Source organism: Microbacterium sp. K41, assembly GCF_004794395.1.
GTDB classification, from domain to species: Bacteria; Actinomycetota; Actinomycetes; order Actinomycetales; family Microbacteriaceae; genus Microbacterium; species Microbacterium sufflavum.
The window spans coordinates 1-13,286 of the sequence record NZ_SSDO01000306.1 but is presented as its reverse complement, the minus strand read 5'-3'; the positions used below and the strand labels follow the sequence as shown (position 1 = coordinate 13,286).

Below are 13,286 nucleotides of genomic sequence, written 5' to 3'. Positions count from 1 at the left end.
GACCGCGGGGCGCTCGTGTCGGGCGGCCAGGGGCAGCGCATCGCCCTGGCCCGCGCGCTGCTCCGGGGGTTCCCGGTGCTGGTGCTCGACGAGCCGACCGCTGGCGTGGACCCCGACGCCTCGGACGCCCTGCTGCGCGACCTGCTCGACGCTGCGGGCGACCAGACGGTGCTGCTGATCTCGCACGTGGATCCGCCCGCGGGAACGGTGGACCGGGTGGTGCGGCTCGACGGCGGTCGCACGCTCTGAGGCTCAGCCGCCGATCGCGTTCATGCCCCGTTCGGGCTGGAGGAACGCCGGGTCGTCGATGGCGTGACCGGGAAGCTTCGCCCAGACGCACGCGCGCAGCACGCGGTCGAGGGCGTCGTCCGATCCGCGGGTGTCGCGGAGCACCGGCAGCAGATCGAACTCGTGCGACGAGAACAGGCAGTTCCGCAGCTGCCCGTCGGCCGTGAGGCGCAGGCGGTCGCAGTCTCCGCAGAACGGTGCCGTGACCGAGGCGATCACCCCGACGGTGGCCGATCCTCCGTCCAGGCGCCAGCGCTCGGCCGGGGCTCCACCGCGTCCCGCGACGGGGGTCAGGGCCCAGCGGCGACCGAGGGCGTCGAGGATCTCCTGTCGCGTGACCATCCGTTCGCGGTCCCACGTGTGGCCTGCATCGAGGGGCATCTGCTCGATGAAGCGGAGCTCGGCGTCGTGCGCGATCGCGAACTCGACCAGGTCGCACAGCTCGTCGTCGTTCACGCCGCGCATCGCGACCGTGTTGAGCTTGAGCGGGCGAAGGTCAGACGCCGCGGCGGCCGCGATGCCGCGCAGCACGTCGGCGAGCCGGTCGCGGCGGGTGAGGGCGGCGAAGCGGTCGCGGCGCAGCGTGTCGATGGAGATGTTGAGTCGCGCGAGCCCCGCGTCGGCGAGCGCGTCGAGCGTCTCGGCGAGGCGGATGCCGTTGGTGGTCATGGCGACCCGCACGGGTCCGTGGCCCTCGTCGATCGCGCTCAGGCGGCGGACGACCTCCACCAGGTCGGGGCGGAGGAGCGGTTCGCCGCCGGTGAGCCGGAACGTGGTGATACCGGCCGCCGCCGCCACCCGTGCCACGCGCACGATCTCGTCGGCCGTCAGGATGGAGGAGCGCGCGAGCCACTCGTTCCCCTGCTCCGGCATGCAGTAGGTGCAGCGCAACGAGCAGCGGTCGGTGAGCGAGATCCGCAGGTCGCGGTGTACCCGCCCGTGCGTGTCGAGCAGCGGCCCGTGCGCGGCCGGTGCGGTCGCGGCGGGCCGGCGGCGTCCGAGCTGCACGGGCACGGAGGTCATGCGTCAGACCTTACTCGCGGCGCGTCGTCCACCGACGTCGCGGAGCATCCCGGCGACCACGAGCGCGAACGCGCCGACGAACACGAGCAGCCACAGGCCGAGCGAGTAGGAGTTGGTGTCGGGGTTGTACGTCGCGCCCATGACCAGCGGCGGGAAGTACCCGCCGAGGCCGCCCGCCGCGGCGACGATGCCGCTCACGGATCCCACCTTCTCCGGCGGGGTGGACGGCCCGATCCACGCGAAGACGGCGCCCATGCCGAGACCCATCGCGGCGGCCATGAGGATGAAGGTCGCGCCCGTGACGATGCCCTCGGGCGGTTGCTGGCCGACGATGTACGCGAGCGACACGATGCCGCCGAGCGAGATGAGCGCGATGACCTTGGGGCCGAAGCGGTCGGCCAGCACCCCGCCGATCGGGCGCGCGACCACGGCGGCGGCGGCGAACAGGGCGGTGCGGGTGCCCGCTCCCACCACGTCCACGTCGTCGGGGTAGATCGTGGTGAGGTACTTCGGCAGGAAGGTCGAGAACGCCACGAAGCCGCCGAACACGATGCCGTAGAGGAACGCCATCTCCCACGTCACGGCGAGTTTGAGCGCGCCGACCACCTTCGGGACGAATCGCTCGGTGTTGGGCCGCCAGACGGGGGAGTCCCGCAGCAGCACCCACGACACGACGGCGAACACGCCGAGGACGCCCGCGATGAGCAGATGGGTGGGCAGGTAGCCGATCGACTCCGCCAGCCGCGGGGTGAAGAACGCCGAGATCGCCGTGCCGATCATGCCCATGCCGAAGACGCCGTTCGCGAAGCCGCGACGGGACGGCGGGAACCACGCGCTGGAGAACGGGATGCCGACCGCGAAGATCGTGCCGGCGACGCCGAGGTAGAAGCCGGCGATCAGCAGCAGCGGGAAGCTGCGGATCTCTCCCGCGAGCGCCACGAGGAGCACCGCGGGCACCGAGGCCAGGAGAACGAACGTGAACATCCGGCGGCCGCCGAAGCGGTCGGTCATGGCGCCCACCACGATGCGGCCCAGGGCGCCGACCAGCACCGGGGTCGCGAGCATGAGCGAGATCTGGCCCTCGTCGAGTCCCATCTGCTCGGCGTACGACTTCTGCAGTGGCGAGATGGCCATCCATGCCCAGAAGCCCGCGGTGGAGGCGAGCGTGGCGAGGATGACCTGGACCATCCCGCCGCGGAGCTGATCGGGGGCGGCGGTCGGGGCGGGAGCAGCAGAAGTCATGGGTGGAGCCTCCTTCGTGCGTTGAGAGTAGCTTCGCGGCTGGGCCGCGGAGGCGCCATCACCCGTGCTAATTCCGCCCGGGTGATTTGTCCCGGCGTACCCTTGTGCGCCCTCGTGGGCGGGGGGAGGATGCTGAGTCAAAAGCCGCGTGAAGGAGCAGCCGTGACCCCTGGCATCCGATCCGACAGCCCGCCCGCGACCGATGGCGCTCTCGCCGACGGACTGCTGAATCTGGGTCGGTTCCTCCGGCCGGGTGAGGTGTCGCCCGACCTGCGGTCGCTGTTCCTGGAGGGCGGTCGGTCGGGTGACGCGTTCTACCGCGACCGCTGGTCGCACGACAAGGTCGTCCGCTCCACCCACGGCGTGAACTGCACCGGTTCGTGCTCGTGGAAGGTGTACGTCAAGGACGGCATCATCACGTGGGAGGCGCAGCAGACCGACTATCCCTCGATCGGCCCGGACTCTCCCGAGTACGAGCCTCGCGGCTGTCCGCGTGGTGCCGCGTTCAGCTGGTACACCTACTCGCCGACGCGCGTGCGCTATCCGTACATCCGCGACACACTGGCCCGGCTCTATCGCGAGGCCCGTGCCGTGCACGCCGACCCGGTGGATGCCTGGGCATCGATCGTGGAGGATCCGGAGAAAGCGCAGTCGTACAAGCGCGTGCGCGGCAAGGGCGGTCTCATCCGCACGAGCTGGGACGAGGTCATGGAGATCGCGGCCGCGGCGCACGTGCACACGGTGAAGACCCACGGCCCGGATCGGATCGCCGGGTTCTCGCCGATCCCCGCGATGTCGATGGTGTCGCACGGCGCCGGCTCCCGGTTCCTGAACCTGCTGGGCGGCACGATGCTGTCGTTCTACGACTGGTACGCCGACCTCCCGGTCGCGAGCCCGCAGGTGTTCGGCGACCAGACCGACGTGCCGGAGTCGGCGGACTGGTGGAACGCGGGCTACCTCATCATGTGGGGCTCGAACGTCCCGGTCACGCGCACGCCCGACGCCCACTTCATGGCCGAGGCGCGGTACCGCGGGCAGAAGGTCGTCACCGTGTCGCCGGACTACACCGACAACACGAAGTTCGCCGATGAGTGGGTCGCCCCGCACCCGGGCACCGATGCGGCGCTGGCCCTCGCCATGGGTCATGTCATCCTGCGCGAGCACTTCGTCGACAAGCGCACGCCGCGGTTCGAGGAGTACATGCGCCGCTACACCGATGCCCCGTTCCTGGTGGCTCTGGAGGAGCGGGACGGCGGGCTGGTGCCCGGCAAGTTCGTCACGGCGTCCGACCTCGACGGCGACACAGCGGCGCAGGCGCGCGCCGAGTTCAAGCCCGTGCTGCTCGACGCGGACGACACGCCGGTGGTGCCGAACGGATCGCTCGGGCACCGCTTCTCCCCGGAGGACAAGGGCGCGTGGAATCTCGACCTCGGCGACGTCGTGCCGCCGCTGTCGATCGCCGATCTCCCCGGAGGGACCGAGGCGGCGGAGGTGCGCCTGCCGCGGTTCGACCTCGACCCCGAGCCCGGCCAGGAGCACGCCGGCGGCTCGGGCGTGGTGGTGCGCGGCGTCCCCGTGCGCACGGTCGCCGGGCGCCGTGTGACCACGGTGTTCGACCTGATGCTCGCGCAGTACGGCGTGGGCCGCGACGGCCTTCCCGGCGAGTGGCCGTCCGGCTACGACGACGCGAGCACCCCGGGCACCCCCGCGTGGCAGGAGGAGCACACCTCGGTGCCCGCCGCGCAGGCCCTGCGCATCGCGCGCGAGTTCGCCGACAACGCCGAGCGCTCCGGCGGCCGGTCGATGATCCTGATGGGCGCGGGGACCAACCACTGGTTCCATTCCGACACGATCTACCGCACGTTCCTCGCGCTGACGACGATGACCGGCTGTCAGGGGGTGAACGGCGGCGGTTGGGCGCACTACGTGGGACAGGAGAAGGTGCGGCCGATCACGGGCTACCAGCAGTACGCCGCGGCCGCGGACTGGGGCCGCCCTCCCCGGCACACGATCGGCACCGCCTTCTGGTACCTCGCCACGGACCAGTGGCGCTACGACGGGCTGCCGGCGGATCAGCTCGCCTCGCCACTGGGCACCGGGCGCTTCACGGGGCGCACGACCGCCGACTGCCTGGTCGAGTCGGTGCAGCGCGGATGGATGCCGAGCTACCCGACGTTCGACCGCAACCCGCTCGACCTGTGCGACGAGGCCGAGGCGCTCGGCAAGGAGCCGGCGCAGCACGTCGTCGACAGCCTGAACGAGGGGTCCCTCCGGTTCGCGGTGGAGGATCCCGACGCCCCGGAGAACTTCCCCCGCATCGTGCTGGTGTGGCGCGCGAACATCCTCGGCTCGTCCGGCAAGGGCAACGAGTACTTCCTGAAGCACCTGCTCGGCACCGACGCGTCGGTGCGTGCCGCCGAGGCGTCGCCCGGGTCCCGCCCGGCGACCATGACGTGGCGCGACCGGGCTCCCGAGGGCAAGCTCGACCTGCTGATGACGGCCGACTTCCGGATGACCAGCACGACGCTGTTCAGCGATATCGTGCTGCCGGCGGCGACCTGGTACGAGAAGCACGACCTCTCCTCGACCGACATGCACCCCTTCATCCACGCGTTCAACCCGGCGATCGCGCCCCCCTGGCAGACGAAGACCGACTTCGACGTGTTCGGGTTGCTGGCCGAGAAGTTCAGTGCGATGGCCCGCACGCACCTCGGTGTGCGGAAGGACCTCGTCGCGACGCCGCTGCAGCACGATACGCCGGATGTGATGGCGACGCCGCACGGCCGGGTGCAGGATCTGCCGCGGGTCCCGGGAGTGACCATGCCGAAGCTCGCCGTGGTGGAGCGGGACTACCCGAACCTGCACGAGCGATGGAAGGCGCTCGGCCCGCTCACACAGAAGCTGGGCATGACGACGAAGGGCATCACGTACCGCGCCGAGCCGGAGATCGAGAAGCTGAAGAGGGTCAACGGTGTCGTGGAGAGCGGGCCGTACGCGGGGTCCGTGCGCCTCGACACCGACCGCCGCGCGTGCGAGCTGATCCTCGCGTTCTCCGGTACGAGCAACGGGCGACTCGCGGTGCAGGGCTTCCACGCCCTCGAGGAGCACACCGGTCAGCGGATGGCGTTCCTCGCGGATGAGCACGAGGGCACGCAGCTCACCTTCAACGACGTGTCGGTGCAGCCGCGCAGCGTGATCACGTCTCCCGAGTGGTCGGGATCGGAGCACGGCGGACGGCGCTACACCGCGTTCGCGATCAACGTCGAGCACCTCAAGCCGTGGCACACGCTCACCGGGCGCCAGCACTTCTACCTCGACCACGACTGGATGGACGAGCTCGGCGAGGCGCTGCCGATCTACCGCCCCCCGCTCGACATGCACCGGCTGTTCGACGACGTGGTGCCGGGCACCAGCAGCGCCGCCGAGGTGCACGTGCGGTATCTGACCCCGCACTCCAAATGGTCGATCCACTCCGAGTACCAGGACAACCTGTTCATGCTGTCTCTCTCGCGCGGCGGGCCCACGATCTGGATGAGCCCGCAGGACGCGGCCAAGATCGGCGTGCGCGACAACGACTGGATCGAGTCGTACAACCGCAACGGCGTCGTGGTCGCTCGGGCGAACGTGTCGCACCGGATGCCGGAGGGAACGGTGTACATGTACCACGCGAAGGACCGCACGGTGGATGTGCCGATCTCCGAGGTCAGCGGCCAGCGCGGTGGCATCCACAACTCGCTCACGCGGATCCTGCTCAAGCCGAGCCACCTCATCGGCGGCTACGCGCAGCTCGCCTGGGCGTTCAACTACCTGGGTCCGACGGGGAACCAGCGCGACGAGGTCACCACGATCCGCCGCCGCGATCAGGAGGTGCGGTACCGATGAAGGTTATGGCTCAGATGTCGATGGTGATGAATCTCGACAAGTGCATCGGATGCCACACGTGCTCGGTCACGTGCAAGCAGGCGTGGACCAACCGCACGGGCATGGAATACGTGTGGTTCAACAACGTGGAGACCAGGCCGGGCGTCGGGTACCCGCGCGGCTACCAGGACCAGGAGAAGTGGGGCGGCGGCTGGGTGCGTGACAAGCGCGGTCGGCTCCGGCTGCGCAGCGGCGGCCGGCTCGCCAAGCTCATGCGCATCTTCTCCAACCCGAAGCTGCCCGGCATGGACGACTACTACGAGCCGTGGACCTACGACTACGACATGCTCGTCAACGCGCCCAGCGGCGAGCACACGCCGGTCGCCCGGCCGAAGAGCCTCATCACGGGCAAGGACATGAAGATCTCGTGGTCGGCCAACTGGGACGACGATCTCGGCGGCTCGCTCGAGACCATGCACGACGACCCGATCCTGAAGAAGATGAGCGAGCAGGTGGAGGCCGAGTTCCAGAAGGCCTTCATGTTCTACCTGCCGCGCATCTGCGAGCACTGCCTGAACCCGTCCTGCGTGGCGTCGTGTCCTTCGGGCGCGATGTACAAGCGCGAGGAGGACGGCATCGTGCTGGTGGATCAGGATGCGTGCCGTGGATGGCGCATGTGCGTGTCGGGCTGCCCGTACAAGAAGGTCTACTTCAACCACAAGACCGGCAAGGCCGAGAAGTGCACCATGTGCTATCCCCGCATCGAGGTGGGGCTGCCGACGGTCTGCTCGGAGACCTGCGTCGGACGACTGCGCTATCTCGGGCTCGTGCTCTACGACGTGGACCGGGTCGCCGAGGCCGCCGCGGTCGAGGACGAGCACGAGCTGCTGGACGCGCAGCGCTCGATCATCCTCGACCCGAACGACCCTGCGGTGGTCGAGGCCGCCCGCCGCGACGGCATCCCCGAGGACTGGATCGAGGCCGCGCAGCGCAGCCCCATCCACAAGCTGATCCAGAAGTACCGGGTGGCGCTGCCGCTGCACCCCGAGTACCGCACGATGCCGATGGTCTGGTACATCCCGCCGCTGTCGCCCGTGGTCGACGTGGTCACCGGCTCCGGCAACGACGGGGAGGACGCGCGAACGCTGTTCGCCGCGATCGACAAGCTCCGCATCCCGATCGGCTACCTCGCGGAGATGTTCACGGCCGGCGACGTGCAGCCCGTCGATGCGTCGCTGCGCAAGCTCGCCGCGATGCGGTCGTACATGCGCGGGGTGAACCTCGACGACGAGCGCGACGAGCGCATCGCGCACGCGGTGGGCATGACGGGGGCCGAGATCGAGGAGATGTACCGGTTGCTCGCGATCGCGAAGTACGAGGAGCGCTACGTCATCCCGGCGGCGCACGCCGAGCGGGCGCACGAGCTGGAGGAGATGGCCTGCTCGCTCGACTACGAGGACGGCCCCGGCATGGGCGGTGCGGGCCCGTTCGGTGAGAACAGCGGATATCCCACGCCGGTCGCGGTGGAGAACTTCCACGTGCTCGCGGATCGGCAGACCGCGGATCGACCGTCGACGCCCGGGCGGGTGAACCTGCTGAACTGGGACGGCAACGGTCGGCCGGGCGGGCTGTTCCCGCCGGAGGCGGAGAAGTGAGCAGCGTCCTCCCGGTGCGGGAGCGAGGGCGGGTCACCCCGCGGCGGCCATTGCCCGAGGTGCTGACGCCGGCTGTCCTGTCGGGCACGCAGCGCCGCACGGTGCACATGCTGGCGTCCCTGCTGCTCGACTACCCCGATGCCCCCTGGTTCGACCGTGCGGGGACCCTGCGCGCGCACGCCGCCGGACTGCCGCAGCCGGTCGCCGAGCCGCTGATCCGTTTCCTCGACGGAGCCGTGGAGGTCGGGCCGACGGCGGTGCAGCGCGAGTACGTCACGACGTTCGACCTGAAGCGCAAGTGCTCGCTGTACCTGAGCTACTACGCGACCGGGGACACGCGGCGCCGCGGGACGGCGCTCGTCACGTTCCTGGAGGCGTATCGCGCGGCAGGGTGGGAGTTCGACGCCGCCGAGCTGCCGGACTACCTGCCGGCGGTGCTGGAGTTCTCCGCCCGCTCCGCGTCCCCCGTCGCAGACGCTCTGCTGTCGGCGCATCGCGAGGGCGTCGAGGTGCTGCGGGCCGCGCTGGAGGACGGGGGAAGCCGCTGGGCGGACGTGGTCAGGGCGGTGACGCTCTCGCTGCCGAAGGTCGACCAGGCGACGCGGGAGCGTGTCCTGGCGCTGGTGAACGAGGGGCCGCCCGCCGAGACCGTGGGGCTGAGCCTGCCGATGCCCGCATTCCGAGCGAGGGAGTCGCGATGAGTCTGGAGATCATCCTGTGGGTGGTCGTGCCCTACGTGTGCGCGGCGGTGTTCGTCCTCGGCCACATCTGGCGCTACAAGTACGACAAGTTCGGCTGGACGACGCGATCGTCGCAGACCTACGAGAACCGCCTGCTGCGGTGGGGCTCGCCCATGTTCCACCTGGGCATCCTGATGGTGATCGCGGGGCACGTGGTGGGTCTGCTCATCCCGCGCGAGTGGCTGTACGCGATCGGGATCACCGAGGAGATGTACCACGTCGGCGCGACGGTGCTCGGGACGGCGGCGGCGATCCTCACCCTCGCGGGCCTCGCGATCCTCATCTACCGGCGCCGCACGGTCGCCGCGGTGTTCCTCGCGACGACCGTGATGGACAAGGTGATGTACGTCTTCCTCGGCGCCACGCTGCTGTTCGGCACCGCGGCGACGGTCGTCTACCAGGTGTTCGGCGGCGGATTCCACTACCGCGAGACGGTGTCGCCGTGGATCCGGCAGCTCATCATCCTGCAGCCGCGCCCCGATCTCATGGTCGACGTGCCGCTGCTGTTCCAGCTCCACGTGTTCACGGCGACGCTGCTGTTCGCGCTGTGGCCGTTCACGCGGCTCGTGCACGTGTTCTCGGCACCGGTCGGCTACCTGTTCCGTCCGTACATCGTGTACCGCTCGCGTGACGACCAGCGCGGCACCCGGGCGCCGAAGCGCGGATGGGACCCGGTGTCGACACCGGACGCGGCACGGCTGCGGCGGCCCTGACACCGCCGTCGTCGGGTGGGGCGGCGCATCGTGCGGACGGCGGCGTCGCGCTCGGGGTGGGGGGAGTCAGCGAGCGGATCCGGCGACCGCGGCGACGAACGATGATGCGGGGACGGACAGCACGTCGGCCACGGGGCCGTCCTGCACCACGCGGCCGTCCTGCACGATGACGAGGCGCGTCGCGAGGGACTGGGCGTCGACGATGCCGTGCGACACGAGGACGGTCGTGGTGCTGCCGCGCTGCTCGTGCACGACCGCGCGCAGTTGGGCCGCGGCCTCCACGTCGAGCGACGTGAACGGCTCGTCCAGCAGCAGCAGCCGGGGGCGGGCCGCCAGAGCCCTGGCGAGGGCGACACGCTGGCGCTGACCTCCGGAGAGTTCGTGGGGGCGCCGGGGGCCGAGTCCGTCAAGGCCGATGCGCGTCATCCAGGCGTCGGCGGTCTCGCGGGCGGCCGTCCGGTTCGAGCCGGCGGGGCGGGCGGCGAAGGCGATGTTCTCCGCCGCGGTCAGGTGCGGGAACAGCAGCGCGTCCTGCCCGAGGAGCCCGATGGCTCGACGGGACGGCGGCACGTGCACGGCACGAGCCGCGCGGGGTGCGGCACCCGAGAGGCGTGCGCCGTCGAGGTCGACGTGACCGTCGTCGATACGGAGGAGACCGGCGATCGCGGAGAGGATCGTGGTCTTGCCGGCGCCGCTCGGACCCATGATCGCCACGCACTCGCCCGCAGCGACACCGAGCGCGACGTCGAGATGGGCGCGATGGACCACGACCCGCGCGTCGAGCCGCCCCGCGTGCGCGCCCGCGGTCATCGCACGGCTCCCGGCCGCCAGGCCCGCACGAGCAGCAGCACGAGGACCGCGCAGCCCAGCAGCAGGATCGACAGGGCGACGGCGGTCTCCCGGCCGGTCCCCGCGCCGTTGAACGCGGTGTAGATCGCGAGCGGCATGGTCTGCGTGACCCCGGGGGCGTTGCCGGCGAACAGGGCGGTGGCCCCGAACTCGCCGATGGCCCGCGCGAAGCACAGGATCACGCCGGCGACGATGCCGGGCGTCGCAAGGGGCAGTGTCACCCGCCACAGCACCACGGCGGGGGAGGCGCCGAGGGTCGCGGCCGTGCGTTCGTAGCGGCTGCCGGTGCTGCGGATGGTGCCCTCGACCGCGAGCACGAGGAACGGCAGCGCGACGAACGCCTGGGCGAGCACGACCGCGGCCGGTGTGAACGGGATGCCGGTGCCGAACCAGTCCGCGACGAGACGGCCGAGTGGGCTCGTGCGACCCAGCAGGAACAGCAGCGCGACCCCGCCGACCATCGGGGGCAGCACGAGCGGCACTGCGACGACGGCACGCAGGATCGCGGAGGTGCGCGGGCCGGAGCGGGCGATGAGCAGCGCGAGCGGGAGCCCCAGGACGAGGCACAGCGCGGTGGCGGCGAGCCCGGTCACAAGCGACAGACGCAGGGCGTCGACCGCGACGGGCGAGGTGATGTCGGCCCACAGCGTTCCCCAGGAGGCGCGGGCGAGCAGGGCGATCAGGGGCAGGGCCAGCAGGAGCATGCCGAGCACGGCGGGCGCGATGACGAGGAACGGTGGTGCGGCTCCGGTGTCCGCGCGGCGCAGGGGCGTCATGATGCCAAGGTCACGGGGCGCCGAACCCGTGATCGGCGAGGATCCGTCGTCCCTCTGGCCCGAGGACGAAATCGGCGAAGGCCGCGCCCGCGGCGGTGGCGTCGCCGAGTGCGACGATCGGGTAGCGGTTCATCGCCTTCTCCGTGCCCGGCGGCGAGAAGCTCTCGACGTCCTCTCCGATCACGTCGGTCGCGTAGACCAGGCCCGCGTCCGCCTCACCCGCGAGGATCTTCTGCAGCACTCCCGTGACGTTCTGCTCGAGACTGGCCGGTCTCACGGTCACGCCGGCCGCGTCGAGCAGCGTCTGCGAGGCCGCTCCGCACGGCACCTCGGGCGCGCAGAGCACGGTGGTGACGTCGGCCAGATCTTCGACGCCGGAGACGTCGCCGGGGTTTCCCGCCGGCATGGCGACGACGAGGGTGTTGGTGGCGAGGAGCCGCGGATCGGAGGCGAGTCCGGCGTCCACGACCTCCTTCATCGTGCGCTCGTCGGCGGTGGCCAGGACATCGGCGTGCGCGCCCTCCGCGAGCTGTGTCACCAGCACGCTCGACCCGTCGTAGACGATGGGGGCGACCGTGACGGCGGGGTGCGCGTCGTGGAAGGCGTCGGCGATCTCGTCGAACGCGGCGCGGAGCGACGCGGCGGCGAACACGGTGACCTCGCCGGTGAGCTCGTCCGCCGACGTGGGGGAGGGCGACGTCGACTCCGGGGCGGCGCAGCCGGTCAGGGCGAGGGCGACCGCGAGGGCGCTCGCCGCGAGCACCGGGGCGCGCCTCATCGGGGAGTCTCCACGATCACGGTGGTCGCCTTGATGACGGCGACCGCGAGCGAGCCGGGCTGCAGGTCGAGCTCGGTGGCGGCCTCGGCGGACAGCAGGGAGACGAAGCGGTGCGGACCGGCCTGGATGTCGACCTGGGCCATGACGCCGTCGATCTGCACGCGGGTCACCAGGCCCGTGAACCGGTTGCGGGCGCTGGACAGCACGTCGCCCGGCGTCGGCGGGGTGGCGGCGAGGTCGACGGCGTGGCGGGCGAGGGCGTCGCCGGGAATGCGCGCGGGGCTGTCGTCGGTCACGGGGAGCGCCCCCTGGTCGATCCACCGGCGCACCGTGTCGTCGCTCACGCCGAGCAGCCGTGCGGCCTCCGCGATCCGATAGCTGACCATGGCCGAGAGCCTAGAGCGGTGTGATCCGCAGATCCAGGGGTTTCGCCGGAGAAAGTCCGCAAGTGCGGATCGGAGGCGACGGTGCAGGGCGCTCGACCGCTCCGGACAATTCCCCCGGGTGAACCACGCCCGCCCGTCGGAGGACGCGGGGTAGCCTGAGCCCATGCCCCTGCCTCCGCTGGTCGAGCCCGTCGCGGAGCTCCGTCCTGTCGAGGCCGCGAGGACCGCGCGGCACCTGGTGCTGGCCGGCCTCGGCGAGCTCGGGCAGCGCCGGCTCGCGGCAGCGCACATCGCCGTCGTGGGAGCAGGCGGACTCGGGTCGCCCGTCGTGCTGGCGCTCGCGGCGGCGGGGATCGGCACGCTCACGGTGATCGACGACGACGTGGTGGAGCTGTCCAACCTGCAGCGTCAGGTGCTGCACCGGATCGTCGACGTGGGGGCGCCCAAGGCGGACAGCGCCGTGCGGGTCGCCGCCGAGCTGTCCCCGGAGACGACCGTCCGCCCCGTGCGCCGCCGCCTCACCACGCAGAACGCGGAGGAGCTCCTGGCCGGAGCCGACCTCGTGATCGACGGCTCCGACACCTTCGAGACCCGCGCGCTCGTGGCCTCCGCGTGCGAGCGCCTCGGCGTTCCGCTCGTGTGGGGCGTGGTGCAGGAGTTCGCCGCGCAGGTCACCGTGTTCTGGTCGGACCCGCCCGCCGACGTCGCACCCGTGGTGTTGGGCGATCTGTACCCGCCGGAGGAGGTCGGTGAGCTGCCGTCGTGCGCCGCCGTCGGGGTGCTCGGGGCGCTGTGCCTGCAGGTCGGATCCGTGCTGGCGATGGAGGCGATCAAGCTCGTCGCGGGCATCGGCGATCCCCTGCTCGGGCGGGTGCTGCTGATCGACGCGCTGCGCGGCCGGATGAGCGAGGTGCCGCTGCGGGGTCGCGGGACGGTCCCGCCCGCCGACGGCTCTGCGACCGGCGTGACCGCGGG

Annotated in this window: 12 protein-coding genes; 6 read left to right on the top strand and 6 right to left on the bottom strand. The window is 71.3% G+C overall.

Annotated elements, in window-relative coordinates; genetic code table 11:
* The coding region (locus DW309_RS09050) for an ATP-binding cassette domain-containing protein (RefSeq protein WP_136045184.1) at nucleotides 1-249 on the top strand (249 nt) is incomplete at its 5' end.
* 3 nt (nucleotides 250-252) lie between these two features.
* On the opposite strand, the gene moaA is transcribed toward DW309_RS09050, so the two are convergent.
* Both moaA and DW309_RS09040 read right to left on the bottom strand, forming a co-directional pair.
* Nucleotides 253-1,311 carry a GTP 3',8-cyclase MoaA gene (gene moaA / locus DW309_RS09045; RefSeq protein ID WP_136045183.1) on the bottom strand — a complete coding sequence of 353 codons (1,059 nt, stop codon included), beginning with the start codon at nucleotides 1,309-1,311 and terminating at the stop codon, nucleotides 253-255.
* A 3-nt stretch (nucleotides 1,312-1,314) separates the two neighbouring features.
* Complete coding sequence (locus DW309_RS09040; protein WP_136045182.1) at nucleotides 1,315-2,553, bottom strand: MFS transporter; 1,239 nt, start codon at nucleotides 2,551-2,553, stop codon at nucleotides 1,315-1,317.
* 129 nt (nucleotides 2,554-2,682) lie between these two features.
* Between DW309_RS09040 and DW309_RS09035 the strand changes: the two genes are divergently transcribed.
* From DW309_RS09035 to narI, 4 genes are read left to right on the top strand one after another with little or no spacing between them, the layout of a single operon-like run.
* Entirely contained in the window at nucleotides 2,683-6,435 is a 3,753-nt protein-coding gene (locus tag DW309_RS09035; RefSeq protein ID WP_136045181.1) for a nitrate reductase subunit alpha, read from the top strand.
* The gene (gene narH, locus DW309_RS09030; protein ID WP_136045180.1) at nucleotides 6,432-8,069 is read left to right on the top strand and encodes a nitrate reductase subunit beta; all 1,638 of its coding nucleotides are present in this window, start codon (nucleotides 6,432-6,434) and stop codon (nucleotides 8,067-8,069) included. Before DW309_RS09035 ends, narH begins: the two co-directional genes overlap by 4 nt.
* On the top strand, nucleotides 8,066-8,770 hold the full coding sequence (gene narJ / locus DW309_RS09025) for a nitrate reductase molybdenum cofactor assembly chaperone (RefSeq protein ID WP_136045179.1): 705 nt from the start codon (nucleotides 8,066-8,068) through the stop codon (nucleotides 8,768-8,770). The genes narH and narJ overlap by 4 nt, the downstream gene beginning before the upstream one ends.
* On the top strand, nucleotides 8,767-9,522 hold the full coding sequence (gene narI, locus DW309_RS09020; protein ID WP_136045178.1) for a respiratory nitrate reductase subunit gamma: 756 nt from the start codon (nucleotides 8,767-8,769) through the stop codon (nucleotides 9,520-9,522). Before narJ ends, narI begins: the two co-directional genes overlap by 4 nt.
* Nucleotides 9,523-9,588: 66 nt before the next feature.
* On the opposite strand, the gene DW309_RS20260 is transcribed toward narI, so the two are convergent.
* Genes DW309_RS20260 through DW309_RS09000 form a run of 4 tightly spaced genes read right to left on the bottom strand, consistent with a single transcriptional unit; the run spans nucleotide 9,589 to nucleotide 12,311 of the window.
* The gene (locus DW309_RS20260) at nucleotides 9,589-10,332 is read right to left on the bottom strand and encodes an ATP-binding cassette domain-containing protein (RefSeq protein WP_136045177.1); all 744 of its coding nucleotides are present in this window, start codon (nucleotides 10,330-10,332) and stop codon (nucleotides 9,589-9,591) included.
* Nucleotides 10,329-11,147: an ABC transporter permease gene (locus DW309_RS09010; protein WP_136045176.1), complete on the bottom strand. Its 819-nt coding sequence runs from the start codon at nucleotides 11,145-11,147 to the stop codon at nucleotides 10,329-10,331. Before DW309_RS09010 ends, DW309_RS20260 begins: the two co-directional genes overlap by 4 nt.
* A gap of 10 nt (nucleotides 11,148-11,157) precedes the next feature.
* Nucleotides 11,158-11,925 (bottom strand): molybdate ABC transporter substrate-binding protein, encoded by a 768-nt coding sequence (gene modA / locus DW309_RS09005; protein WP_136045175.1) that lies wholly within the window; start codon nucleotides 11,923-11,925, stop codon nucleotides 11,158-11,160.
* The gene (locus DW309_RS09000) at nucleotides 11,922-12,311 is read right to left on the bottom strand and encodes a TOBE domain-containing protein (RefSeq protein ID WP_136045174.1); all 390 of its coding nucleotides are present in this window, start codon (nucleotides 12,309-12,311) and stop codon (nucleotides 11,922-11,924) included. The genes modA and DW309_RS09000 overlap by 4 nt, the downstream gene beginning before the upstream one ends.
* A gap of 163 nt (nucleotides 12,312-12,474) precedes the next feature.
* Here DW309_RS09000 and DW309_RS08995 point away from each other — a divergent pair.
* Nucleotides 12,475-13,286 (top strand): HesA/MoeB/ThiF family protein (locus DW309_RS08995; RefSeq protein ID WP_136045173.1); only part of this gene is annotated, 812 nt, incomplete at its 3' end.